A 24,861-nucleotide genomic window follows, 5' to 3' on the forward strand; every position below is an offset into this window, starting at 1 on the left:
AACGCTTTAGCCGCCGGCTTCAGCGACCGAGTCGGCGAGGAACGCGGAGATCGTCCGGAGCTCCTCGACGCTCCGCGACGCGAGGATGCCGCGCATCCGCTCGCCCTGGTCGGCGTACAGCGGGACGAGCTTGTCCTGGATCGCCTCGAACGACGGCGTGACGACCACCTTGCGGCGATCGCCGGGATCGGGCTGCCGGGTGACGAAGCCGTGCGACTCGAGCCGATCGATGACACCGGTGACCGTGCCGGAGGTCAGACCGGTGCGCTCGGCGAGCTGCCGCGGCGTCAGCGGGCCGTACGTCTGCAGCAGCGTCATGAACTGCGAGTCGCTGGCGCCGAGTCCGACCTTGGCCGACACGGCGTGGTTGTACAGCACCGCTTCGGCGATGAATCGGATCAGGCGCCCCTGGATCTCGCCGGTGAGCTCTTCACGAGTACTGGTCATGGTCCGCCTCAGCATAGGGCTTGCATTTCTCTCGGATCTCCAAGATACTCGGATTACCGAGATACTTGAAGGAGCGAGGGAAAATGAAGGTATTGGTGATTGGCGGCGGGACCGGCGGCCTGGCGCTGGCGCACGGCCTGAAGCGGGCCGGCATCGGGGTGACCGTGTTCGAGCGGGACGCGGTCCGGACCGACGGCCTGCACGGCTACCGGGTCGGGATCGACCCGGACGGCAGTCGCGCGCTGCATGCGCTGCTGCCGACGGAGCTGTACGACACGTTCGTGGCCACGAAGGCGCGCGACCCGAAGTACTTCAACATGCTCACCGAGGACCTCAAAGAGGTCCTGTCGATGGAGATCCCGGCCTCGACGGACCCGGTTGAGAGTGAGAAGTCGATCAGCCGGATGACGCTGCGGCAGGTGCTGCTGACCGGGCTGGACGACGTCGTCGAGTTCGGCAAGGAGTTCCTCCGGTTCGAGCAACACGACGACCAGGTCACGGCATATTTCGCCGACGGTACGAGCGCCACCGGCGACCTGCTCGTCGCCGCGGACGGATCAGGATCGCGGGTCCGGCGGCAGTACCTGCCGCAGGCGAAGACCGAGGAGACCGGGATCGTCGCGATCGCGGGCAAGCTGCCGATCACCGCGGAGAGCGCGAAGCTGGTGTCGCCGAAGGTCTTCGAGGGCATCTCGATCGTCACCGCGCCGCGCGGATTCGCCTGCATCCTGCACGTGATGGAGTTCCAGTGGGACCGCGACGGTCACGTCAAGAGCGGGATCGGCGGCAACACCGAGGAGCTCATCCGCCGGTGGCCGGGTCTGCAGTTCGACAACACCCGCGACTACATCAACTGGGGCCTGTCCGCGACCAGGGACAAACTGCCGGCGAACATCATGGAGATGAGCGGCCGGGAGCTCGTCAAGGTCGCCCTCGACGTCACCCCGGGCTGGCATCCGAACCTGCGCCGGCTGTTCGAGCTGACAGATCCCGGAACGTGCTTCCCGGTGAACATCTGGACCTCGGTCCCGCTCGACCCGTGGGAGACCACGAACGTCACGCTGCTGGGTGATGCGATTCACACCATGACGCCGGGTCGCGGGGTCGGCGCGAACACCGCGCTCCGCGACGCCGTGAACCTGTGCCGCGCGCTGATCGACGTACGGGACGGTCGTCGGGAGCTGATCGCGGCCGTCAACGAGTACGAGGCGAAGATGATCGACTACGGCTTCGATGCCGTGATCAAGTCGCGGGCGCAGATGACCTCGGCCGACCCGGTGCACAAGCCGGTCGTCGGGCGCGTCGCGCTGGCCGGCATGCGTACGGCGATGCGAACCGTCAATCACCTGCCGCCGGTCAAGCGGCGGATGCGGGACAAGATGATGGCCTACCGCGGTGCCGACCGGGAGGAGCTGGCGCTTGAGATCACCCCGGCCGTGCACTGATCAGCGCTGGCCCACGTGCTCCGAGACGGCGTCGAACACGCGGCCGACGGCAGCGAAGTCCTCCGAGCTGGCGAGGTCGACCAGGTTCTCCCGGACGCCCTCGACGTGGTACGGCGCGGCCTGCTCGAGCAGGGAGAACCCGGCGTCGGTCAGCTCGGCCCAGACGCCGCGCTTGTCGCTCGTGCACGACGTACGGCGGACCAGGTCGGCGGCCTCCAGGCGACCGACCGTATGGGTCAGGCGCGACCGGCTCTGGTGCAGCCGGTCGGCCAGATCCGCCATCCGGAGCCGCCGGTCAGGGGACTCGGAGAGCCGGACCAGGATCTCGTAGTCATTGATGCCGATGCCGAACCGGCGCAGGTCGTCATCCAGCTTGGCCATCAGGCGTGCGGTGCCCAGCAGGTACGCACGCCACGCCACCTGCTGCTCGGGGCTGAGCCACCGAGTCCCAGTCTCCATCGTCGTCACGGGAACAGTGTACCGGGAATGTAGTTGACTTTTAAACCGTTACTGCCTACTGTCGTAGTCATCGGTTGAAGTTTTAACTATAGACCCGGCTGCGTCGCCCCCGACCAGTACGTACACCTTCCCGAGAGGACCCCATGAGCGACACCACCACCGGCACCCTGACCAGCACCATCCCCGGTCTGGTCGCCGGCACGTACGCCATCGACACCGCGCACACCGAGATCGGCTTCACCGTCCGGCACCTGATGACCAAGGTCCGTGGCACCTTCCAGGAGTTCAGCGGCGAGATCACCGTCAAGGACACCATCGAGGAGTCCAGCACCAACGTCTCCATCGAGCTCGGTTCCGTGCACACCCGGAACGAGCAGCGCGACGGGCACCTGAAGTCCGGCGACTTCTTCGACGCCGAGAACAGCCCGAAGATGACCTTCGTCAGCACCGCCATCAAGCCCGAGGGCGACGACTACGTCCTCGCCGGCGAGCTGACCATCAAGAACGTGACCAAGCCGGTCGAGCTCGGCGTCGAGTTCCTCGGCGTCGACCAGAACGCCTACGGCCAGACCATCATCGGCTTCGAGGCCTCCACCTCGATCAGCCGCAAGGAGTGGGGCATCGACTTCAACGTCCCGCTCGAGGGTGGCAAGCTCCTGATCGGCGACAAGGTGGACATCCACCTCGACGTCCAGGCTGCGCTGCAGGCCTGATCTGCTGACGCAAAAGACCCCGCACCAGTCGGTGCGGGGTCTTTGCTATGCCTGGACCATCCGGTGCGCGAGGTCGGCGTACAGCTGGCCCAAAGCAGCAGGGTCGCCGCGGTGCGGTGTGTACCAGCGGGCGACGTCGATGGACAGCGACAGTACGGCGAGTGTCGTGCCGGGAAGGTCGGAAACCGCGAAGGACCCGTCGCGTACGCCGTCTGCCAGCACCTGCTCGATCTGGGTGGAGATTGCCCGCCGGATGACCGCCACCTCGGCGAGGTGCTCCGGCGTCAGGGCGGCCAGTTCGTACTGGACCACGCGGGCGATCGTGTGGTGCTCGGCGTGCCAGGCGGTGAACGCCGCGACCAGCGAGCGAAGCCGGTCGGCGGGCGTCGAGCCGACGTCGGCGGAGCGCAGTACCTCGAGTGCTGCATTGTGGCCGTAGAGGCTGATCTCGAAGAGCAGGCGCTCCTTGGACGGGTAGTGCACGTAGAGCGCGGCCGGACTCATCCCCGCGCGGGAGGCGATGTCGCGGGTCGTCGTGGCCTGGTAGCCGCGCTCGGCGAACGCATCGACGGCGCCGGTCAGCAACCGGCGCGCGGCGGCTGGCTGGACATGCTCCCAGACCAGGGGACTCGTGACTGCGGACACGTTGACACCTTGCACCAGACGCGTGAAGCTAAGCAAGCGCTTAGCCAACCATCTCACACCCTGGGGAGGCCCGATGCAGCGCGTCATCTTCAACGAGGACCACCACGCGTTCCGAGCGAGTGCCAAGGAGTACTGCGACCGCTCGCTGGTTCCGCGGATGGAGCAGTTCCTCGAAGAGAAGACGATCGATCGGGCCGCCTGGCTGGAGGCCGGCAAGCAGGGGTTCCTCGGGCTCGACGTGCCGGAGGAGTACGGCGGGTCCAGCGTCGGCGACTACCGCTTCAACCAGGTTTTCGCCGAAGAGGTCTCGAAGGTCTCCGCATCGCTGTCGAGCTGCTTCGGCATCCACTACGACTGCGCCGCGCCGTACTTCGTCGACCTCGGGACCGAGGAGCAGAAGCAGCGCTGGCTGCCCAAGTTCTGCTCCGGTGAGTACGTCGCCGCGATCGGGATGACCGAGCCGTCGGGCGGCTCCGACCTCGCCGCGCTGAAGACGACCGCCAAGCGGGCCGACGGCGGTTGGGTGCTGAACGGCTCGAAGACCTTCATCACCAACGGCGACATGGCCGACCTCGTCATCGTCGCCGCCCGGACCGACCCGTCGAAGGGCGCGAAGGGCATCACGCTGTTCGTGGTCGAGGAGGGTATGGAGGGCTTCGCCCGCGGCCGGAAGCTCGACAAGGTCGGCCAGACCGAGTCGGGTACGTCGGAACTGTTCTTCGAGGACCTGTTCGTCGCCGACGACAACGTGCTCGGCGAGCTCGACCGCGGCTTCATCCACATGATGGAGCGGCTGGCCCAGGAGCGGATCGGCGCCGCGGTGTCGAACATCGCGCACGCGACCCAGATCCTCGACGAGACGATCGAGTACGTGAAGCAGCGCAAGGCCTTCGGCCAGTCCGTCGGCTCGTTCCAGTACAACAAGTTCCTGATCGCCGAGCTCGTCACCAAGGTCGAGGTCACGCAGGCGTACGTCGACAACGGCGTGGTCGCGCACGACGAGGACCGGCTGTCCGCGGTCGATGCCGCGAAGGCCAAGTGGTGGAGTGCGCAGGTGCAGAACGAAGTACTGGATGCGTGCGTGCAGCTGCACGGCGGGTACGGCTACATGAACGAGTACCGGGTGGCCCGTGCCTGGCGCGACGCCCGGGTGACGAAGATCTGGGCCGGCTCGAACGAGATCATGAAGGAACTCATCGGCCGCGATCTGGGCCTCTGAAAGGGATAAGAGATGCCTGAAGCAGTCATCGTCTCCACCGCGCGCTCGCCGATCGGCCGCGCGTTCAAGGGATCGCTGACCACGATCCGGCCGGACGACCTTGCCGTCCAGATGATCAAGGCGGCGGTCGACAAGGTCGGCCTGACCGGGGACCAGATCGAGGATCTCGCGCTCGGTTGCGCGGAGCCGCACGACGAGCACGGCGGCAACATGGCCCGCCGGGTCGCGGTCCAGCTCGGCTGGGACAACACGCCGGCGACCACCGTGAACCGGTTCTGCGCGTCGTCGACGCAGACCGCGCGGATGGCCTTCCACGCGATCAAGTCCGGTGAGGGCGACATCTTCGTCAGTGCCGGCGTCGAGTGCGTGTCGCGATACAAGAACTTCGGCTCGGCCGGGGTCGGCGACCCGAGCTCGTTCAACCCGGTCTTCACCGACGCGGTCGCCCGGACCGAGAAGTACGCCGAGACCAACGACACCTGGCACGACCCGCGCGCGGACGGGCAGATCCCGGACATCTACATCGCGATGGGCCAGACCGCGGAGAACGTGGCGACGCTGCGCGGCATCACCCGCGAGGACCAGGACGTCTTCGGCGTCCGCTCGCAGAACCTGGCCGAGAAGGCGATCAACAACGGCTTCTTCGAGCGCGAGATCGTGCCGGTGACGCTGCCGGACGGGACCGTGGTCAGCAAGGACGACGGTCCGCGCGCCGGGACCACGCTGGAGAAGGTCAGCCAGCTGAAGCCGGTGTTCCGCCCCGACGGCACTGTCACGGCCGGCAACTGCTGCCCGCTGAACGACGGCGCCGCGGCCGTGGTGATCATGAGCGACACCAAGGCTCGCGAGCTCGGCCTGACGCCGCTCGCGCGGATCGTGTCGACCGGCGTCAGCGGTCTGTCGCCGGAGATCATGGGCCTCGGTCCGGTCGAGGCGTCGAAGCAGGCGCTGGCCCGGGCCGGTATGAGCATGAACGACATCGACCTGGTCGAGATCAACGAGGCGTTCGCGGTCCAGGTGATCGGTTCGGCGCGTGAGCTCGGGATCGACGAGGACAAGCTGAACGTGCACGGCGGCGCGATCGCGCTCGGCCACCCGTTCGGCTCGACCGGTGCGCGGATCATGACCACGCTGGTGAACGGCCTGCAGTTCGAGGACAAGCAGTTCGGCCTCGAGACCATGTGCGTCGGCGGTGGTCAGGGTATGGCGGTCGTGCTCGAGCGTCTCAGCTGATGACGCTGGAGAACCGTACGGCGATCGTCACCGGAGCCTCGCGTGGGATCGGGCTGGCGGTCGCCCAGCGGCTGGTGGCCGACGGTGCGCGCGTCGTCATCACCGGCCGCACCCAGGAGACGCTCGACGAGGCCGTGAAGTTGCTGGGCGGTCGTCAGCATGCGCTGGCGATCGCCGGTAACGCAGCCGATCCAGCGCATCGCGGCGCTGTGGTCGCGGCGGCGGTGGCGACGTACGGGTCGGTGGATCTGCTGGTGAACAACGCCGGCATCAACCCGATCTACGGCAAGCTGCTCGACGTCGACCAAGGGGTCGCGGCCAAGATGGTCGACACCAACGTGCTGGCCGCGATCTCGTGGGTGAAGGCCTGCCGGGACGCGTGGATGCGTGCGCATGGTGGGGCCGTGGTCAACCTGTCGTCGGTGGCCGGGCTGGGTCCGTCGCCGGGCATCGGGTGGTACGGCGCGACCAAGGCGATGCTGTCCCGGATCACCCAGGAGCTGGCCGTCGAGCTGGCTCCGGAGATCCGGGTCAACGCTGTGGCTCCGGCTGTGGTCAAGACCAAGTTCGCCGGAGCCCTCTACGAAGGTCGTGAGGAGAAGGTCGCGTCGACGTACCCGCTGGGTCGGCTGGGCCGGCCGGAGGACGTCGCCTCGCTGGTGTGGTTCCTGCTGTCCGACGAGGCGTCGTGGATCACCGGCCAGACCATCACCATCGACGGCGGGCTGACGTTGAACGGCGGGATCGTCTGAGGGTGACGGCCCGGCCGTTGTTCGTGGCAACAGCTTGGCGGGGTATATACGACATCTTCTGACGCATATTCTGACGGTGTGCGAGCGGATCGGTTGTTGCAGATCATCCTGCTGTTGCAGCGGCATGAGCGGCTGAGTGCGCGCGACCTCGCAGAGCGGCTGGAGGTGTCGACGCGGACCGTCATGCGGGACATGGAGGCGTTGTCGGCCGCCGGCGTACCCGTCTACAGCGAGCGTGGGCGCAACGGAGGCTGCGTGCTGCTTCCGGGGTACCGCGCCGACGTCAGTGAGCTGACGCCGCGGGAGGCGCAGGCGCTGTTCGCCTGGTCGGGGCGGGCTGCGCTGTCCGACGAGCTGGGACTGCAGGACGCGCTGCACTCCGCGATGGGGAAGCTGTCCGCGACATTGCCTGTCGAGCTGCAGGGCGACGCTGACGCGTTGTCGGGTGCGATCGTGGTCGACCGGCGGCGGTGGTTCGCGGAGGCCGAGGACACCGGTGCGCTGCCGGTACTGCGACAGGCGGTGGTCAAGCGCCGACGGGTCCGCCTGGGTTACGCATCGGCCAGTGAGGGCGTGCAGCGCCGTACGGTCGATCCGTGGGGGCTCGTGGAACAGGCCGGACGCTGGTACCTCGTTGCTGCGCATCGGGGCGCGGCCCGGATGTACCGGATGTCGCGCGTGAAGCAAGCGGACATCCTCGAGGAGCTGGCGGATCGGCCCGAGGGGCTCGACGTACGTGCGGAGTGGGAGCGGCTGCGGTCGGGGCTCGAGCGACAGACGCCGCTGGGGGTGGACGTACTGGTCCGCGTACGTCGGGAGAGCGTGGAGATGGTGCGGCGGATCGCGACGCCGATGCTGGCCACGGGCGACGTGGCGCGCGACGTACCGAGCGATGACGACTGGCCGCACCTGCGGATGAACTTCCGGGTGCGGGAGGCGGCGTGCGGGGTGTTGCTAGGGTTCGCCGGTGATGTCGAGGTGCTCGAACCGGCCGACATCAGGGCGCGGATGCTGGAGTTGGCCGAGGCGGCGGTCGCGACCTACCGCTGACGGGTCGCGACGAAGGTCTGCCGGAGGATGATGTTGCCGTCGGCATCTTCATCCTCGTTGCGCCAGTGGAAGCCGGTCTCGGTGATGCCGGTGAACTCCCAGCGGGTCTTCGCGCTCTGCGACTCGAGCGTGATCGTGTCCGCGGTCGCGTGCGCGATGAACGGCATCACGAAAGCTGCCTTCGGTCCCATCCAGGTCGAGCGGAACGCCTGCAGTTCGGGATCGAAGATGCGCATCGACATTCCCCACTCTCCGTCGCCGTCGGTGGCGCGGGCCGCCCGGCTCGGGGTGATCCAGATGTCCGCGACCGCGCGTCCGTCGAGCACCCAGGCGAAATGCCATTCACCCTTCGTCTGTCGCGTGACGGCACCGGTCTCGTCGTGCCAGGCGACGTCGAGGTCCCAGCTGCCGATCAGCGGAGCGAACGGCTCGAAGGCTTCGGCGTACTCCGGGCGCGGAGCGTCGGAGACCATCAGTTCGGCGAAGGTCCGGGCAGCCGAGGCGCCGTCGGTAATCTGCATGATTGTTGTTTACGCCTGACATCCGAACGGGGTCAAGCGTGAATGCGGACGCCCCGCCGCCGGTGACCCCGTCGCGTGCAACCACGATGGCACTTCCGGCGGTCGGGGCGATCAGTCCGACAGCACCGCGTCACTCTAGTACGACTCCGCTACACAGCCGAATCACGAGACTCTCGCCGCTGTTGCGATCGCGTTGCTGGTTGTTAATGCATGGCGTGGGTACGGCGTGCTGGCTAGGGTCCGGGTCATGACGACGCGGGTGGTGATCCGGCAGGCGGTGGGTGACGACGCCGAAGCGGTCGCGGCGGTACGGCGAGCCGTATACCCGTACAAGGCGATGTCGCCCGCGGCGATCCGGCACATGATCGATGTCCCGTCGGCAGGCCAGCGCTACCTGCCACTGGTCGCGGAACGCGAGGGCGAGATCGTTGCGTGGGGATCGGCCGGCCTGACGGTCTGGACGAGTGAGCCGGGCCAGAGCGAAGTCATGGTGTTCGTGCATCCCGACCATCGCAAGCAGGGCATCGGCAGTCAGCTGGCCGAGCGGTTGCACCAGCACCTGACCGAGGTCGGTGCGATCCGGGTCCGGACCTTCGTCCACCCGGACGGCCTCGAGTTCGCCCGCAACCGCGGGTACGACGGCACCCGGCAGATGCATTTCGCCGGCGTCGAGCTGACGTCGCTGCCGGACCAGCCCGCGACGCCGGACGGCATCGAGCTGGTCGCGTTCGGCGAGGTGGATCCGCGCGCGGCGTACACCGGCGACATGATCGCGTCGCTGGACGAGCCGGGCGACTCGCCGATGGATTCGATGGAGTACGACCGGTGGGTCGAGGAGATCTGGAACAGCCCGTCGCTGGACAAGTCGCTGAGCGTCGCGGCGATGGCCGGTGACGAGATGGCGTCGTTCACCCTGGTCGAGACCGACGGCGATCGGATGTGGTCGGGCATGACCGGCACGGTTCCGGCGTACCGGGGCCGGGGCTTGGCGAAGCTGGTGAAGTCGGTCGCGCTGCGCCGGGCGGCCGCGGCCGGGATCACGTCGGCGTACACGTCGAACGACGACGAGAACGGCCCGATGCTTGCCATCAACAACTGGCTCGGCTACCGCCGGGTCCAGACCGAGCTCGGCCTCCTGCGCGTCCTGGACAACTGAGCGCTCATTCGTTGCCGGGCCGGCGGGTACCGGGATCCCGAGACGCAGCTGTAACCGGTTTATTTCCGGTATGCACCTGAAAGGGCGTTACCTTCCGTGGGACTTCGTCGTTGGAGTTCCCGAGGAGTTGGGATGGAGATCAGGGCGGCTGGACCAGAAGATGTGGACGCGGCGGTCGCATTACACGACGCGCTCGTTCCGTATCTGGTGGTCACCCGGAGTTCGCTGGTCCGGCGGCTGACGGCGCCGGCCGCGCCAGGGCGAGGCGCGTTCGCAGCGGTGGACGACGGCGAACTGGTCGGTTGGGCATCGGGCGGGCTGATCGGCGGCTCGGATCCGCTGGACGGCGAGCTGCGGCTGCTGGTCCGGCCGGAGTACCGCGGTCGCGGGATCGGCACCAGCTTGCTGGAGGCAATGCACGCGGACCTGCGTTCGGCCGGGGCGACCTCTGCCCGGGTGTTCGCCGACCCGCGCAGTGTCGACTGGGCAGCTCGGTTCGGCTACCGGCAGACGCGGCAGGTGCACTACGCCGGCATCGATCCGCGCAAAGCCCCGGACGGTCCCGAGGTGCCGAGCCAGGTGAGCCTGGTGCCGTTCACCGAGGTCGATCCGCGCCTGCTGCACGCCGCGGACGAAGTTGCCCAGCGCACCAAGCCGGGCGACGCGAAGATCTCCTCGCACCCGTACGACGCGTGGCTCGCCGACATCTGGAACGCGCCGGACCTGGTCCGCGAGGTGAGCGTGGCCGCGATGTACGACGGCCAGGTCATCGCCTTCACGCGCAATCACGGCGATCGCGCCAAGATGTGGTCGAGGATGACGTCGACCATGCCGGAGTACCGCGGTCGCGGGCTCGCCAAACTGGTCAAGTGCGCGGCTCTGCACCGCGCCGCCGACGCCGGTATCGAGGGCGCCTACACCGCAAACTACGACGGCAACGCCCCGATGCTCGCCGTCAACGAATGGCTCGGCTACGACCGCATCGCCACCCACGCGGTCCTGATCTGCCCCCTCTAGGGGACCAGCAGTACGACGGTCTCCGCGACGCAGGCGGGCTTGGTGGAGTTCTCCAGCTCGATGACCCAGTTCAGCGAGACCTGTACGCCGGCCGGGGTCTCGACCGCGTTGGAGATCGAGGCGCCGGCGCGGACGCGGGTGCCGACCGGGACCGGGGCGGGGAAGCGGACCTTGTTCACGCCGTAGTTCAGCTTGGCGGTGACGCCGTCGACCTTGAACAGCTCGTCGCCGAAGCGGGCGATCAGGCTCAGCGTCAGGTAGCCGTGGGCGATCGTCCCGCCGTACGGGCCCTTCTTGGCGCGCTCGACGTCGACGTGGATCCACTGGTGGTCACCGGTCGCCTCGGCGAACTGGTTCACCTGCTCCTGGGTGATCTCCAGCCACTCGGTCTCGCCGAGCTGGGTGCCGACCGCGTGCGCGACCTCGTCGGCACCGTTGAAGGTCTGCGGCATGCTCGTTCGCTCCCTAGTTCCGGGGTCCGCCGGCGACATACAGCACCTGGCCGGAGACGAAACCGGCCTCCTCGCTGCAGAAGAACGAGGCCGCGGCGGCGATGTCCGCCGGCTTCCCGGTCCGCTGCACCGGGATGGTCGCGGCGGTCGCCTTCTTGAACTCCTCGAAGTCGACTCCGACCCGGGCCGCGGTGGCCGCCGTCATGTCGGTCTCGATGAAGCCTGGCGCGATCGCGTTCGCCGTGACTCCGAACTTGCCCAGCTCGATCGCCAGCGTCTTGGCCAGGCCCTGCAGACCGGCCTTCGCGGAGGCGTAGTTGGCCTGGCCGCGGTTGCCCAGCGCGGAGGTCGAGGAGAGGAACAGGATCCGCCCGTACCCGGCGTCGACCATGTGCGACTGGACCGCCTTGGACATCAGGAAGCTGCCCTTGAGGTGCACCGACATGACCGTGTCCCAGTCGTCCTCGGACATCTTGAACAGCAGGTTGTCCCGCAGTACGCCGGCGTTGTTGACCAGGATCGTCGGCGGACCGAGCTCGGCCACCACCCGCTCGACCGCGGCGGCGACCTGGTCGGACTTGCTGACGTCGGCGCCGACGCCGATCGCCTTGCCGCCCGCCTCGGTGATCGCCTTCACGGTCGCGTCGCAGGCGCCCTCGTCGAGGTCGATGACGGCGACGGCGTTCCCGTCCTGTGCGAGCCGCTGCGCGACGGCCGCGCCGATTCCCCGGGCCGCCCCGGTCACGATCGCCACCCGCTCCGTCATTCACCGCTCCAATCGGTCCACTGGTCTGCCGGGGATGACATTACCCACGCTCCGTCACCCGGGAAGTACTCCGGATGCGATGATCGCCGTGTGGATCATCACAACCGGCACGTGTACCACTGTCCGCTGCGCTGGGGTGACATGGACGCCCTGGGCCACGTCAACAACGGCCGGTACGTCGACTACCTCCAGGACGCCCGGGTGGATTTCCTGTTCCGCACGGCCAAGGAGCTCGGCGCCGACGCCCTCGAGACCGGACTGCTGGTGGCGCGGCACGAGGTCCAGTACCGGGCGCCGCTGCTGTTCCGCCCCGAGCCGGTCCGGATCGAGCTGTGGATCAGTGAGATCAAGGCCGCCTCGTTCACGGTGGACTACGAGATCCTCGACGCGGAGCCGGAGCGCCGTACCTATGTTGAGGCCCGTACGCGGCTGGTGCCGTTCGACTTCAACGCCAATCGGTTGCGCCGGATCACGCCGGTGGAGCGCGAGGCCCTGACCAAGCTGGTGGGCGCATGAGGTTCACATACCAGGTCCTCGTCCGCTGGTCCGACATCGACTCGTACGACCACGTCAACAACGTGCGGTACTTCGACTACCTGCAAGAGGCCCGGATCGCGTTCCTCGCACAGGTGATGGGGACCACGGGGGACTACTTCGCGCAGTACCCGGTCGTGCTCGTCAGCCAGACGGTGGACTACCTGCGTCCGATCCACCTGCGGCACCCGCCGTACGACGTGGACGTGTGGGTCGCCTCAGTCGGTACGACGTCGTACACGCTCGGATCGCGGATCGTGGACCGCAGTGGCGAGTCGGAGGACGTGTACGCCAAGGCGGAGTCCGTACTGGTCGTGGTGGACGGTGAGACGCACGCGAAGCGGCAGCTGGGAGACGCCGAACGGGCAGCCCTCCTCCAGCACGTTGTGACCACTTGAGAGACTAGATCCGACATGAGTGAGCAGCAGAGCTTCTATGATGCCGTTGGTGGGGCGGATACCTTCCACCGGTTGGTGGCAGCCTTCTACCGCGGTGTTGCCGCCGACCCGGAACTGAGAGCGCTGTACCCGGAGGAGGACCTCGGTCCGGCCGAGGTGCGCTTCCGGATGTTCCTGGAGCAGTACTGGGGCGGCCCGAGGACGTACTCCGAGCAGCGCGGGCACCCCCGGCTGCGGATGCGGCATGCCCCGTTCGCGGTCACCCCACGCGCCCGGGACCTGTGGCTGGGCCACATGCGCGCCGCGCTGGACGAGCTCGTCCTGACACCTGAGCAGGACGAGCAGATCTGGACCTACATGGTGATGGCCGCGCAGAGCATGGTGAACACCGACGAACCGCAGTACCCGGGCGCGATCGACGTGTCCGGCCGCTGAACCTCTTCGAAGGAGACAACACGAGCATGGCTACCACTCGTACGGCCAAGGCCCACTGGGAAGGCTCGCTGATGGAGGGCGCCGGCCAGGTCGCTCTCGAGTCGTCCGGTGTCGGCACCTACGACGTCACCTGGGCCTCCCGCGCGAACGACGCCAACGGCAAGACCAGCCCGGAAGAGCTGATCGCGGCCGCGCACTCCACCTGCTTCTCGATGGCGCTGTCGCACGCACTCGCCGGTGCGGGCCACGCGCCGACGTCGATCGACACCCAGGCCGGCGTCACCTTCCAGCCGGGTGAGGGCATCACCGGCATCAAGCTGTCGGTCAACGGCAACGTCCCCGGCCTGACCGCCGACGAGTTCGCCGAGTACGCCGAGGGCGCGAAGAAGAACTGCCCGGTCTCGCAGGCGCTGGCGGCCGTTCCGATCACGCTGGACGTCACCTTCACCGCATGACGTACCGGAACGCCCGGCGAGCCACTCGCTCGCCGGGCGTTCCGTCGCTTCAGCCGTGGAACTGGGCGACGACCTTGGTGAAGTCGTAGGCGTTCTGCGAGATCCCGCTGCACGAGTCACCGTCGGTGTTGCTACCTCCACACTTCCGGTCCCGGTTGACCGACCAGAACGTGAAGCGGGCCAGGTGGTGCTGCTGCGCGTAGGCGAGCATCGTCTTGAAGTCCTGCAGGCGGACCGTCTCACCGTCGTCGGTCTTGCCGTTCATCGACGAGATGCCCATGTGCCGGTACGCCGTGTCGTCGGAGTACCCGTACGCCGTCTTCAGCCGGCCCTTCAGGCCTTCCTCGGCCTTCTGGGTCAGCGTCGCCATGTTGGTCGAGCCGCCGCCGAAGTCGAACGGCATCAAGACCCAGCCGTCGTTGGCCAGCCCGGCCTTGGCGGCCCGGTTGATCAGGTCGACACCGGACGAATCCGGACCGGTCTGGTCGGTGCCCATCGTGATGTACGTCTTGATCCCGGAGTTCTTGCTCTTGACGGTCTTCAGCGCGTCGACGACCCGCTGCCGCGCCGTGGAGCTGTGGAACTCCGTGTCCTCGATGTCGATGTCGATCGCCTTCAGCTTGTAGGCGTCGATCACCTTCTGGTACGCCCCGGCCAGGGCGGAGGCCGAGGTGCACTTCTCGCCGAGCTTGTTACCGGACCAGCCGCCGAACGACGGGATGACGTCGCCGCCGGCTGCCCGGATGTTGTTGATCGCGGTCTGGTCCGAGCCGCCGGTCAGCGCGCGGTCGCCGTCCCACTTCGGGTTGCAGCCGCCGTCGGACAAGATGAACGCGAGCGTGAACCACTTGTTTCCGGCTGCCTTCATCACGTCGGTGGGCTTCTGCGGGTTACCCCAGCCGAGGTACTCGTACGGCGCGGCCCCGATGCTGGCCGCGTCCGCCTGGACCTGCTGGGTGGACGCCTGCGCGGCGTGGGCCGCGCCGAGCACCAACGTGCCGGCGGCGACCGTCGCGGCGGCGGCCTTGAACATCCGTGAACGCATCTCGGAACTCCGATCCTGGGGCGGGAGGTGAAGAGTTAGGAAAGTTTCCTATCGATTAGCGGGCCGGGTCAATATCCGCGGCCGATGTTTTTCTGAGCTGCTCGTTCATGATCAGGAAGGCGCCGAGGCCGTGGAAGTCGTTCGTCGCGCGCTCGCGGCCGACGTAGTACTTGTAGTCGCCGACGTTGGTGCCGATCGAGATCCCGGTCAGGTTGGTGCGGCCGTCCGAGCCGAGGCTGAGCTTGGACAGCACGCCCTGGTAGCCGCGGTCCGCGGCCGATCGGTACGACGCGTCGACGTACCCGCGTTCTACCGCGCGCGAGATGACGAACGTGTACATCGACGAGCAGGAGGTCTCGGTCCAGTTGTCGGAGCGGCTGCCCTTGTCGACGACCTGGAACCAGCGTCCGGTGGCCGGGTCCTGGTACTGCGCGTACGCCGCCACGAGCTTCCGCAGTACCTGGATCAGCTCGGCCCGCCGCGGCTGGTTCGCGGGTACGACGTCCAGCACGTCGATGGTCGCCATCCCGAACCAGCCCTCCGCACGGCACCACACCTCGGGGGACTGGCCGGTCTTGGGGTCGGCCCAGGACTGCGTGCGGGATTCGTCGTACGCGTGCCGCAGCAAGCCGTTCGACTGCTGTAGATGGCTGGCGTAGACGAGCAGCTGGTTCACGGTCTCCTTGTCGGTGTACGCCGAGTCGCCGAACTCATGGCCGTACTCCGCGAGGAACGGGTCCACCATGAACACACCGTCGCCCCAAAGCTGGTGCTGACGACTGGTCGCGTGCCAGAAGCCCTGGTCGGCGGTTCGGGGATAGCTGTTCAGCCGCTTGCGGATCTTGGTCGCTGCGACCTCGTAGCGATGGTCGCCGGTCTCGTGGTGCAGTACGACGAGCAGGCGGCCCGCAAGCATGCTGTCCAGGCTGTTGAAGCTGTTGTCGATGTTCCCGGACTTATCGACGAACCGGTCGACCCACGACTTGATGTAACTCAGGTACTTCGGGTCATGGGTCCGCTGGTAGACCCGGTACTGGCCGTACAGGTACAGCCCGACCGGATAGGACCAGCCGCCGATCGTGGTGGGCTTGTAGCGAGCCATGGTCGAGTCGACCATCCGCACCGACCAGTCCGTCGCTGCCAGCATTGCGGGCGGATCCACGGCGACATCCAGGTAGTCCAGGTTGGGAGCGCCGTTCGCTGTGGTCGCCATGACGCGGATGGTGTTGGTGCCCGCTCGCAGGTTTGCCGCGGTATGGATCGTTCGCCACAGGGTCCACGCGCCGGTCGACGGGATGGCGACGTTCTTCGCGACAGTGCTGCCATTGACGGTGATGTCGACGGCTCGGTTGGCGGTTGTCCCGTTGGCGTGGTCGAAGACGAGCGTCGCGGGACCGGCCTGGTCGCGGTCGACCTTCCACTCGACGTAGCTGCCGGTCTGGTTGGGGGTGTTGACGAAGCCGGCACCGGAGTACCCGGAGTGGTCCTTGTCGACCGTGCTGCCGGGCGAGAGCGTCGCCGCCTCGGCCTCATAACGCTGGGTCGTTCCCGCTCGGGAGACGCGATACATGACGGTGGCGTGCGATGGCACCGAGGCGCTGATCTGACCGGTCGAGGTTCGAGACGTCTTGCTCCACAGGTCTTTCAGCGTGTACGACGCGGAGCCGCCGAGGCCGACTGCTTCCGCTGTCGTGCCGATCGTCGCCGTCGAACCGTCTCGTTGGAGAGCGCTACAGCTCGGTCTCCGTTCGCCAGGGTCTTGGCGTAGACGACCAGACCGCCCGACGCGCTGACCACAGTGGCCTGGCGGCCAAGGCGGTCCTGGTCGATTGCGATGACGTCCGGGTTGGTGAGGATGTCGAAGGTTTCTGTGGACGCCTTGCGGAGGTCAGTGCCGATCAGCAGCGGCGCTGACATCATCGCCCACAGGCTGAAGTGCGTGCGGTACTCCGTCGCCGTCATCCCGCCGTTGCCGACCTCGAGCATGTCCGGGTCGTTCCAATGGCCCGGACCGGCGTACTGGCTCAGGTCGCGGTTGGCCTGCGCCTTGCCGATCATGCTGCTCCAGTTGTCACTGATGTCGCCGGTCGTGCGCCACAGATTGCCGACGTCCGCAGCCCATTGCCAGACCTTCGGCGGCCCGGTGCGGCCCCACTCGCAGATGGAGTACGTGATCGGCCGTCCGGTTGCCAGTAGCGCGTCACGCATGGCGGTGTACCGCTGCTGCGCGTCGACCCCCTGGTTGTTGCAGTTGTCGTACTTCAGGTAGTCCACACCCCACGACGCGAACAGATTGGCGTCCTGCTTCTCGTGGCCGAGTCCACCGGGGAAGCCGTTCTTGTCGCAGGTCTTCGTCCCCGCACTGGTGTACAGCCCGAACTTCAAGCCCTTGCTGTGCACGTAGTCGGCCAGGCTCTTGATGCCGTGCGGGAACCGGGCCGGGTCCGGCACGAGGTTGCCCTGTGCATTGCGCTGGGGGAGCGCCCAGCAGTCGTCGATGTTGACGTACTGGTACCCGGCGTCCTTCAGGCCGCGACTGACAAACAGGTCCGCGATGCTCTTGATCATCGCCTCGTTGAACGCGGACGTGCATTTGGTCGAGTTCCAGTTGTTGAAGCCCATCGGCGGTGTCCGGGCCTGCCCGTTCTCGAGGTTCGCCGTAAGGCAGTTGCTGGACGAGTCGGTCGCCTTGACCCGCAACCCGGCACCGGTCACGCAGTACCCGTTGACGGACTGCATGCCGACGTCGAACGGACTCCCGCTACCACGCTGTGCGCTGAACCCACTCAGCCCGACGTTCGCGGCGTCGTTGGCGATGACGGCCGGCCGCCCGTCGTTCTTGTTGAAGTGGATGGAGCTGTCGGTGAAGTGAACGCCATCCACCTGGTGCAGGTACCAGCCGTACGACGGCCTGGTCCCGATGCTGTTCGGGTTGTAGTCCTTCGGGTCGTTGCTCGGTACGCCGGTCCCCATCGTCGCGTTGCCGCCCGGCACTGTGAGCTGCACGTTGTCGAAGGTGACGTCGCTGAGCTTGTCCTCACCCCAGAGCGTCGGGCTGTACGCCGAACCCCTCGCACCGTCGTACGTGCCGGTGACGTTCTGGTAGGTGATGTTGCTGATCGACCCGACCTCTGGACTGCCGCCGCAGCGTTTCCGGGTGCCGACCTTCTGCATGATCGGACTGCGGGTGCCGGACATCGTGATGTCGCGGTAGTGGACGTCGGAGATGTTGCTGCCGTCCATCGAGACCATGCCGAGCCCGGACTTGCCGGCGCCGGTGATCTTGATCCGGTCGAACGCGTAGTCGGTGAAGTTGCCGCAGGTCTCCGAGCCGAACATCAGCGCGTTGCAGCATCCCGCGGACAGCTGGCTGTCGGAGACCCGCACGTGTCCGTTGTCGATCGTCTTGCCCAATGCCCAGTCGCTCTTGAAGACCAGCGCATCGTCGTTGGCGGCGATGTTCGCATGGGTGACCATGACGTTCTTGGCGTTGATGACGTTCCAGCCGTCGCGGTTGTCCGCGGTCTCGATTCGCAGGCCGTCCGAGCTGATGTCGTTACAGCCGTTGGTGAGCATCGCGAAGTGGCCGCCGCGTCGCAGCCGGATGCCGTCCACGCGCAGGCCGTCGCACCGGGTCAGCGAGATGATCTTGTCGGCCTGGCCCGACTTCGGGTTGCCGGTGATCAGCTGACCGCCGCCGTCGATGGTGCCTGCGCCGGTGAATGCGATGTCGGTCAGTTGGTCGCCCCACAGCATCGCGTCGTGGAAGTGACTGTGGCCGTAGTCCTGGTACTTGTCGTTCGCGTTGGGCTCGGCCTTGTCGTAGGTGTTGTTGCCTGCGCCGAGGACGGTGGCGCCGGAGTCGAGTTGGTACGTGAGATGGCTCTTCAGGTGGATGGAGTTCGCGCTCTTGTAGGTGCCGGCCGGGAACCGCACGGTGCTCCCTGGCGCTGCCGCCGCGATCGCCTTGTTGATCGCCGCGCTGTCGTTGGCCTTGCCGTCGCCCTTCGCGCCGTAGTCCTTGACGCTGACTTCAGCAGCCTGCTTGAAGGTAGTCACAGGCCGGGCGTAGGACGTGCCGATCCAAGCCTCGTCGATCCGCAGCCGCTTGTAGCGGGTCGGGTCCGAAGAGGCGGCGTAGGTGTTGACGACCTCGAGGCGGACGTGGCGGGTGGTGGTCGCCGGCAGATCGATGTAGACGACAGCGCGACGGCTGGGGAGGGTGCCGGTCTTGATGGGCGAGCCCCAGGTCTTCCCATCGGAGCTGACGTAGACGCGGTAGCTCTTGATGCGAGCCGATTGCTCGCCGGCGGAGCGTGCGTAGGCCACCGAGTCCTCGCGCTGGTTGAGGCCGATGAACCGGACCGGCTTCGACGAACCCAGGTCGAAGTCCAGCGACACCGGTGTGGTCTTGTTGCTGTCCCAGTAGGTCAGGTAGCTGCCGTCAGCCGCCGCAGCCGGGTTGGCGCCGGCGGTGGCGCTCATCGTGTACGACGACGCAGGGAGGATGCCTTCGCGTCCGGCGCTCTCGACTTTGAAGACCGTGTCGTAGGCGTCCCAGCTGGTCAGACCGGTGAGGGTGAGGATGCCGTTGGCCTGCGAGTGGGCGATCGCCTTGCCGGTCCGTAGATCGGTCACGTCGGCGATGCGGTACCCGTTGTCGCGGATCCGCAGCGTACTCGTGGACGGCTTGGTCAGCACGTGGATGTACTGCTCGTCCGGATCGGTCCGGCTGACGGTCGTGACGCCGTACGCGCCGTCGTTCCACGCCCCGGGCTTCAGGCCGCCGTACAGGTATCCGCCGCCCTCCGTGCCGTGGAGTGACGGCCAGATCGGCTGCAGATATTTGTCAAAAAGGTTGTTGAAATCTTCCTGATGGGACGGGAACCGGCCGTTCACCATCGCGGTCTCGGCCATCAGCGACTTGATCGACGAGCCGGCGTTCGCGACGTACCGGCCGATCGTCAGCCGGGTGTCGACGGCCGGGTTCGTGCCGTCGTACCACCACGCGCCCTTCGACGGCAGCTTGAAATCGGCCTCGATCAGCCGCGGCCCCGCGGTGTAGACCGCCTGTGGGTAGTCGTAGTCCGGGGACATGCCGGTCTTCTGCTCGTTGCTGATCATGTCCATGATCGGCGTGTCCTCGTTGTTGTTGCTGAGCGTGTAGTCCGGCCGGTCGTGGCGGATCTTGTCGTACAGCCCGTGGCTCTCCCAGTAGGCGTTGTCGTTGTCGATCCAGAAGCCGCCGAGGTCCGGGTAGCGCTGCATCACCTCGACGAAATTGTCGTAGCTGAACTCGCCGAACCCGTCGCGGGTGCTCAGATCCACGCTGTGGCCCTTGTACTTCGAGTACGCCGCCGAGTCGAGCCAGTCCTTACCGGACGGCAGGCCGTCGTTGTGCCACTGCGGATCATCGGTCATGTACAGGATGACCTTGAGTCCCTGCGCCTTCGCGGCGTCGATCGTCTCGCGGAGGATGTCGCGGTTGGTGTGACAGCTGCCCGGGATCTTCGACGGCCACGGCCGCGCGTAACCGAGCCGGCTGTGGAAGGTCGCGAGGACCAGGTACTGCGTGTGCAGCTTCTGCGCCTCGCGGACCCAGTACGCCGGGTCCCAGCCGCCGGTCTTGACGGCGTTCTCCCAGGCGCTGCAACTGGTGTAGCCGGGGGAGGATCGCATCCCCCAGTGCAGGAACAGGCCGCCGGTCGACTCGCGGAGGAACTGCTGCCGGGGATGTTGCAGCTCGGCCTGGGCCGGCTGCGCGCTGAACAGTGTCGTCAGCAGCAGGAGGGGGAGGAGTGCCGCCGGACAGCGGCGCAGGACGGATCGTGCGCGCATTTCGAGCTCCAAACCTGGGGGCGGTCAGAGTTGGGCTTCTGTTAGGAAGGTTTCCTAATGGTTCGCTCGATCATGACGCGCCGGTCGCGATGCGTCAACACCTGATTCCTGTCGGTGGGATTTGCGAGGTGCGGAGTGCGGCGGGCAGGCCACGCTGCAGGAGGTCGAGGGATCGGAGGCGGAGCGGCTCTACCTCAGGCTCGGGTTTTGTCCTGCTTCTCGCTCGCCACACTTTCGTCGGCCTTGGTTTCCTCTTCCTTCTCGGTGCGGGAGCCGACACCGGAAGGGGCCTCGCTGTGCGGGTCGCGGTTGGTCAGGTTGCCGATCCGGACCACCTCGCCGTTGCGGACGTACCAGGTGGTGCCGTCCTCGCCGCGCAGCGTGGTGATCCGCAGGCCGACCGCGACCACCGTCCCGGTCGCCTTCTCCATGTCGATCAGGTCGCCGACGCCGTACTGGTCCTCGAAGATCATGAAGACGCCGGCCAGGAAGTCCTTCACCAGCGTCTGGGCGCCGAAACCGAGCGCCACCCCGATGATGCTGGCGGACGCGATCACCGGCAGGATGTTGAAGCCGAGCTCGGCCAGCACCATCACCACCAGGACGGCGGTCAGTACGATCGTGACCGCGCTGGTCAGCAGCGACGCGATCGTCTCCGCGCGCTGCGCCCGGCGTTCGTTCGCGAGGGTGTTCTCGACGAACTCCTGGCCGCGCTTGGACTTCGACAGCACGCCCGCCACCGCGCCGTTGCCGGTCCGGCGGGCGAACCGCCGGATGACCTTGTGCAGCAGCCAGCGGAGCACGAAGAAGCCGATGATCAGTCCCGCGATGCGGGCCGGGACGACCACGACCTGGTCGGTCACCTCGAGTTTGCCGTCGTTGCCGGTGCGGAAGAACGTCGGAAACGCGTCCGGACGCGACAACAAGCGCGAAAACAGGGGGTGACTGAACGGGGACAGAAGGTAGCTGGTCAGAATAGGCATCTCGCCGCCTGATCTTAGTAAGGCTGACAAGGAGACGGAAAAGCATGTCGAGCCGGCTGGATGACGAGCTGTCCAGGCTCGTGAGCGCTGGTGTGCTGCGCCAGTACCAGGCCGACTCGATCCGGGACGCTGCCGACGCCGAGATCGACGCGGCGCTGGCCGACCCGGGCCGGCCCCATCCGCAAGCCGCGGCCCAGGCGCCCGAGCCGGCCAAACCCAAGGGGCCGCCGGTCGACGTCCACCCGAACGCCTTGGTCGAGGTGCTCGGGTACATCGGCGGCGCGCTGCTGCTCGGCGCCGTCGCGCTCCTGACCTTGGCGAACTGGGGCGAGATGGGTCGCGCGGCCCGCGTCAGCACCGGTACGACGGCAGCCGTCGTGCTGCTCGGTGCGGCCGTCGTCCTCGCGTTGCTGCGCCGCCGCGAACAACTGAGCTCGGCGCTCGCGTCGCTCGGGTGCTGCGTGGCGGGCTTCGCGACGTACGTGGCGATCGAGGGGGAGACCGGCCAGGTCGCCGGGGTGGCGGTCGCGCTCGCGCTGGCCGCGGTCGGGTTGTGGTGGCTCGAGGGGTCATCGTTGCTGGTGGCAACGTTCGGGATCCTGGCTGTCGGTGTGTTGGTCATCACGGCAGATGTCCTCACTCCGGACACCGGGTCGGCGGCGAACAGCGCGGGCATCGCCGGCACCGGATTCATCATCGTGGCGTTCGTGTTCGCGATGCTCGGCCTGGTGCGGGATCAGGTGACGTCGTGGTCACTGGCCGGAGCGGCGATGTTCAGCTCCTCGATCTGCTGGCTGGTGCAGGAGCGCGGCGAGATCATGGCGCTGGCCGTCGGTACGGCGGGCCCTGCCGCGTTGCTGGTCGCCTACGGCCTGACCCGGCGTTCGTCGTACGCCGTGGTGGGCTGTGCGATCCTCCTGGTCATCTGGCCGACGTCGCTGTACCAGCTGACCGACAACATGGCCGGTGTGGCAGTCGGACTCGTCGTTGCCAGTGGAGTGCTCCTGCTCGCGGTGCTGATGCTGAGTCGGCGGCGCTCGAACGAGTAGCAGACGCCCTCGTCCGGCGCGCGCCGTTTAGCCGTTGGCGCGGTTGATACGGCAGACTCGCTGAGGTGACAGCTCCCACTCCAGCCCTTGTCGAGCTAGCGGTTGCCCATGGCGTGGCGACGGAGTACTGGAACTGGCAAGGCGAGCATGTGATCGTCTCGAGCGAGGTCGTGGCCGACGTACTCGCTGCGCTCGGCGTGGACGCGTCCACGCCGGACAAGGCCGCTCTTGCGCTCGCTGAGCACCAGGAGGCGCGCTGGCGGCGTACGCTCCCCGCCACCTTGGTGATGCGGCAGGGGTGGACGCCCTGGTTCGCCGTACACCTGCCGCACGGGTCGACGGCCGAGGTGTGGGTCGACCTCGAGGACGGCGGCCAGCGACGGGACATCCCGCAGCAGGACCACTGGGTCGAGCCGGAGTGGGTCGACGGCGTACAGGTCGGAGAGGCGACGTTCCAGCTGCCTGGGGACCTGCCGCTCGGGTATCACCGGCTGTGCGCGCGGATCGGTACCAGTCCGGAGATCTCGGTCGGCACGCTGATCGTCACACCGCGGAAGCTCGAGCCGGAGAAGCTGCACCGCACCTGGGGCTGGGTGCTGCAGCTGTACTCCGTCCGCTCGCGGCGGTCGTGGGGGATCGGCGACCTGCACGACCTGGGTGACCTGGCCGCGTGGGCGGCGCACGACCTGGGCGCGGGATTCGTGCTGGTGAACCCGTTGCACGCTGCGGAGCTGGCCGGGCGGATGGAGCCCTCGCCGTACCTCCCGGCGTCGCGGCGCTTCAGCAACCCGATCTACCTGCGGATCGAGGACATCGACGAGTACGGCGACCTCGCGCCGGCGGAGCGGGATCGGGTGCGGACGCTGGCGCTGCAGGCGCGGGCGCTGAGCGAGGACGTGACCGCGATCGACCGGGACACGGTCTGGGCGGCCAAGCGAGAGGCGCTGCAGCTGCTGTTCCGCGTGCAGCCGTCGATCGGACGGATCGCGGAGTACGGCGCGTACTGCGACCGGGAGAGCCAGGGGCTGATCGACTTCGCCACCTGGGCCGCGATCGCGGACGTGCACGGGCCGGAGTGGAGCAAGTGGCCGGAGGAGCTGCAGGAGCCGGCGTCGCCCGCGGTGGTTGCCTTCCGCAACGAGAACCCGGACGCGGTCGAATTCCACTGTTGGCTGCAGTGGCAGCTGGACGAGCAGCTCGCGCGGACGCAGGCCCGGGCGAAGGCGGCCGGCATGGCGCTGGGCGTCGTACACGACCTTGCGGTCGGTGTGCATCCCGACGGCGCGGACGCGTGGGCGCTGCAGAGCGTGCTTGCGCCGAACATCCACGTCGGTGCGCCCCCGGACGCGTTCAACCAGCAGGGGCAGGACTGGTCCCAGCCGCCGTGGCGGCCCAACGCGCTGGCCGAGACCGGGTACGCGGCGTGGCGGGATCTGGTGCGGGCCGAGATGCGGCACGGTGGCGGCCTGCGGATCGACCACATCCTCGGGATGTTCCGGCTCTGGTGGGTGACGTCGCCGGAGCGGCCTACCGAGGGGACCTACGTGCGGTACGACCACGAGGCGCTGATCGGGATCCTGGTGCTCGAGGCCCAGCGTGCCGGGGTGACCGTGATCGGCGAGGACCTCGGGACGGTCGAGCCGTGGGTGCGTGACTACCTGACCGAGCGCGGCATCCTCGGTACCTCGGTGCTGTGGTTCGAGCGGGACGCGAACGGGAAGCCGCTCGCGCCGGAGCGGTGGCGGGAGCTGTGCCTGGCCACCGTCACCACGCACGACCTGCCGCCGACGGCGGGGTACCTGGCCGGCGATCATGTCGAGCTGCGGAACCGGCTCGGGCTGCTGACGCGTCCGGTCGCGGAGGAGCTTGCCGTTGACGAGGCCGACCGGGACGCGTGGCTCGCGGCGTTGCGTGAGCGCCATCTGCTGAGCGACACCGATGGTGACGTCGAGCGGATCGTGGAGGCTCTGCATCAGTACGTCGCGCATACGCCGTCCAAGCTGGTCGGGGTCGCGTTGACGGATGCGGTCGGCGAACGGCGTACGCAGAATCAACCGGGGACCACGGACGAGTACCCGAACTGGCGCATCCCGCTGGGCGGCCCGGACGGTGACCCGGTCCTGCTCGAGGACCTACCCAACAACCACCGCCTCCGCCGGCTGATCGGCGCGCTGAACATCTAGCTTCCTGGGCCGTCGTCGACACCGCCGAACGCCGTCTACCGGTGCTCGGATGTTAATTTCGCGTTC

At 67.5% G+C, this 24,861-nt stretch carries 24 protein-coding genes; 14 read left to right on the forward strand and 10 right to left on the reverse strand.

Going from position 1 to position 24,861, the window contains the following annotated elements; translation table 11 throughout:
* Window positions 1–6: 6 nt before the first annotated feature.
* A complete protein-coding gene (locus tag AB0J62_RS07100) occupies window positions 7–447 on the reverse strand; it encodes a MarR family transcriptional regulator (protein WP_363865338.1) in 441 nt (146 codons plus the stop codon).
* 83 nt (window positions 448–530) lie between these two features.
* Between AB0J62_RS07100 and AB0J62_RS07105 the strand changes: the two genes are divergently transcribed.
* Window positions 531–1,892 (forward strand): NAD(P)/FAD-dependent oxidoreductase, encoded by a 1,362-nt coding sequence (locus AB0J62_RS07105; RefSeq protein WP_363865340.1) that lies wholly within the window; start codon window positions 531–533, stop codon window positions 1,890–1,892.
* On the opposite strand, the gene AB0J62_RS07110 is transcribed toward AB0J62_RS07105, so the two are convergent.
* Window positions 1,893–2,351: a MarR family transcriptional regulator gene (locus AB0J62_RS07110; RefSeq protein ID WP_134103731.1), complete on the reverse strand. Its 459-nt coding sequence runs from the start codon at window positions 2,349–2,351 to the stop codon at window positions 1,893–1,895.
* 143 nt (window positions 2,352–2,494) lie between these two features.
* Between AB0J62_RS07110 and AB0J62_RS07115 the strand changes: the two genes are divergently transcribed.
* Complete coding sequence (locus tag AB0J62_RS07115) at window positions 2,495–3,064, forward strand: YceI family protein (protein WP_363865342.1); 570 nt, start codon at window positions 2,495–2,497, stop codon at window positions 3,062–3,064.
* A 45-nt stretch (window positions 3,065–3,109) separates the two neighbouring features.
* On the opposite strand, the gene AB0J62_RS07120 is transcribed toward AB0J62_RS07115, so the two are convergent.
* On the reverse strand, window positions 3,110–3,709 hold the full coding sequence (locus tag AB0J62_RS07120) for a TetR/AcrR family transcriptional regulator (RefSeq protein ID WP_363865344.1): 600 nt from the start codon (window positions 3,707–3,709) through the stop codon (window positions 3,110–3,112).
* Between the two features lie 73 nt (window positions 3,710–3,782).
* On the opposite strand from AB0J62_RS07120, the gene AB0J62_RS07125 reads away from it, so the two are divergent.
* The 4 genes from AB0J62_RS07125 to AB0J62_RS07140 all read left to right on the forward strand — a co-directional run bounded on the left by AB0J62_RS07125 (window position 3,783) and on the right by AB0J62_RS07140 (window position 7,963).
* Window positions 3,783–4,928, forward strand: coding sequence for an acyl-CoA dehydrogenase family protein (locus AB0J62_RS07125; protein WP_363865346.1), 1,146 nt, complete (start codon window positions 3,783–3,785; stop codon window positions 4,926–4,928).
* Window positions 4,929–4,940: 12 nt separating this feature from the next.
* Window positions 4,941–6,161, forward strand: coding sequence for an acetyl-CoA C-acetyltransferase (locus AB0J62_RS07130; RefSeq protein WP_363865348.1), 1,221 nt, complete (start codon window positions 4,941–4,943; stop codon window positions 6,159–6,161).
* Window positions 6,161–6,913, forward strand: a complete 753-nt coding sequence (locus AB0J62_RS07135; protein ID WP_363865350.1) for an SDR family oxidoreductase — start codon at window positions 6,161–6,163, stop codon at window positions 6,911–6,913. Before AB0J62_RS07130 ends, AB0J62_RS07135 begins: the two co-directional genes overlap by 1 nt.
* A gap of 78 nt (window positions 6,914–6,991) precedes the next feature.
* Window positions 6,992–7,963 carry a WYL domain-containing protein gene (locus AB0J62_RS07140; RefSeq protein WP_363865352.1) on the forward strand — a complete coding sequence of 324 codons (972 nt, stop codon included), beginning with the start codon at window positions 6,992–6,994 and terminating at the stop codon, window positions 7,961–7,963.
* Here the strand turns inward: AB0J62_RS07140 and AB0J62_RS07145 are convergent.
* A complete protein-coding gene (locus AB0J62_RS07145) occupies window positions 7,954–8,484 on the reverse strand; it encodes a hypothetical protein (protein WP_363865354.1) in 531 nt (176 codons plus the stop codon). The two genes, AB0J62_RS07140 and AB0J62_RS07145, sit on opposite strands and share 10 nt — an antisense overlap.
* A gap of 247 nt (window positions 8,485–8,731) precedes the next feature.
* On the opposite strand from AB0J62_RS07145, the gene AB0J62_RS07150 reads away from it, so the two are divergent.
* Together AB0J62_RS07150 and AB0J62_RS07155 are read left to right on the forward strand one after the other, a co-directional pair.
* Complete coding sequence (locus AB0J62_RS07150) at window positions 8,732–9,640, forward strand: GNAT family N-acetyltransferase (protein WP_363865356.1); 909 nt, start codon at window positions 8,732–8,734, stop codon at window positions 9,638–9,640.
* A gap of 132 nt (window positions 9,641–9,772) precedes the next feature.
* Window positions 9,773–10,657 (forward strand): GNAT family N-acetyltransferase, encoded by an 885-nt coding sequence (locus AB0J62_RS07155; protein WP_363865358.1) that lies wholly within the window; start codon window positions 9,773–9,775, stop codon window positions 10,655–10,657.
* Here AB0J62_RS07155 and AB0J62_RS07160 read toward each other — a convergent pair.
* On the reverse strand, window positions 10,654–11,109 hold the full coding sequence (locus AB0J62_RS07160) for a MaoC family dehydratase (RefSeq protein WP_363865360.1): 456 nt from the start codon (window positions 11,107–11,109) through the stop codon (window positions 10,654–10,656). The two genes, AB0J62_RS07155 and AB0J62_RS07160, sit on opposite strands and share 4 nt — an antisense overlap.
* 13 nt (window positions 11,110–11,122) lie before the next feature.
* Window positions 11,123–11,875, reverse strand: a complete 753-nt coding sequence (locus AB0J62_RS07165; protein WP_363865362.1) for an SDR family oxidoreductase — start codon at window positions 11,873–11,875, stop codon at window positions 11,123–11,125.
* Between the two features lie 90 nt (window positions 11,876–11,965).
* Here AB0J62_RS07165 and AB0J62_RS07170 point away from each other — a divergent pair, with 90 nt between their 5' ends.
* Genes AB0J62_RS07170 through AB0J62_RS07185 form a run of 4 tightly spaced genes read left to right on the forward strand, consistent with a single transcriptional unit; the run spans window position 11,966 to window position 13,697 of the window.
* On the forward strand, window positions 11,966–12,391 hold the full coding sequence (locus AB0J62_RS07170; RefSeq protein WP_238159486.1) for a thioesterase family protein: 426 nt from the start codon (window positions 11,966–11,968) through the stop codon (window positions 12,389–12,391).
* A complete protein-coding gene (locus AB0J62_RS07175) occupies window positions 12,388–12,807 on the forward strand; it encodes an acyl-CoA thioesterase (protein ID WP_363865364.1) in 420 nt (139 codons plus the stop codon). Before AB0J62_RS07170 ends, AB0J62_RS07175 begins: the two co-directional genes overlap by 4 nt.
* Window positions 12,808–12,822: 15 nt before the next feature.
* On the forward strand, window positions 12,823–13,242 hold the full coding sequence (locus AB0J62_RS07180) for a globin (RefSeq protein ID WP_363865366.1): 420 nt from the start codon (window positions 12,823–12,825) through the stop codon (window positions 13,240–13,242).
* A gap of 26 nt (window positions 13,243–13,268) precedes the next feature.
* On the forward strand, window positions 13,269–13,697 hold the full coding sequence (locus tag AB0J62_RS07185) for an OsmC family protein (protein ID WP_363865368.1): 429 nt from the start codon (window positions 13,269–13,271) through the stop codon (window positions 13,695–13,697).
* Window positions 13,698–13,746: 49 nt separating this feature from the next.
* Here the strand turns inward: AB0J62_RS07185 and AB0J62_RS07190 are convergent, their stop codons facing one another.
* The 4 genes from AB0J62_RS07190 to AB0J62_RS07205 form a co-directional block, all read right to left on the reverse strand.
* Entirely contained in the window at window positions 13,747–14,742 is a 996-nt protein-coding gene (locus AB0J62_RS07190) for a chitinase (protein WP_363865370.1), read from the reverse strand.
* Between the two features lie 55 nt (window positions 14,743–14,797).
* On the reverse strand, window positions 14,798–16,312 hold the full coding sequence (locus AB0J62_RS07195) for a glycoside hydrolase family 88 protein (protein ID WP_363865372.1): 1,515 nt from the start codon (window positions 16,310–16,312) through the stop codon (window positions 14,798–14,800).
* 74 nt (window positions 16,313–16,386) lie between these two features.
* Window positions 16,387–20,580 carry a glycosyl hydrolase family 28 protein gene (locus AB0J62_RS07200; protein ID WP_363865374.1) on the reverse strand — a complete coding sequence of 1,398 codons (4,194 nt, stop codon included), beginning with the start codon at window positions 20,578–20,580 and terminating at the stop codon, window positions 16,387–16,389.
* A 194-nt stretch (window positions 20,581–20,774) separates the two neighbouring features.
* Window positions 20,775–21,563 carry a mechanosensitive ion channel domain-containing protein gene (locus tag AB0J62_RS07205; RefSeq protein ID WP_363865376.1) on the reverse strand — a complete coding sequence of 263 codons (789 nt, stop codon included), beginning with the start codon at window positions 21,561–21,563 and terminating at the stop codon, window positions 20,775–20,777.
* A 44-nt stretch (window positions 21,564–21,607) separates the two neighbouring features.
* Here AB0J62_RS07205 and AB0J62_RS07210 point away from each other — a divergent pair, with 44 nt between their 5' ends.
* Window positions 21,608–22,612 (forward strand): hypothetical protein, encoded by a 1,005-nt coding sequence (locus AB0J62_RS07210; protein WP_363865378.1) that lies wholly within the window; start codon window positions 21,608–21,610, stop codon window positions 22,610–22,612.
* 65 nt (window positions 22,613–22,677) lie between these two features.
* Window positions 22,678–24,795, forward strand: coding sequence for a 4-alpha-glucanotransferase (malQ, locus tag AB0J62_RS07215; RefSeq protein ID WP_363865380.1), 2,118 nt, complete (start codon window positions 22,678–22,680; stop codon window positions 24,793–24,795).
* Window positions 24,796–24,861: the final 66 nt, after the last annotated feature.

Source organism: Kribbella sp. NPDC049584, from assembly GCF_040675555.1.
Lineage (GTDB): Bacteria > Actinomycetota > Actinomycetes > Propionibacteriales > Kribbellaceae > Kribbella.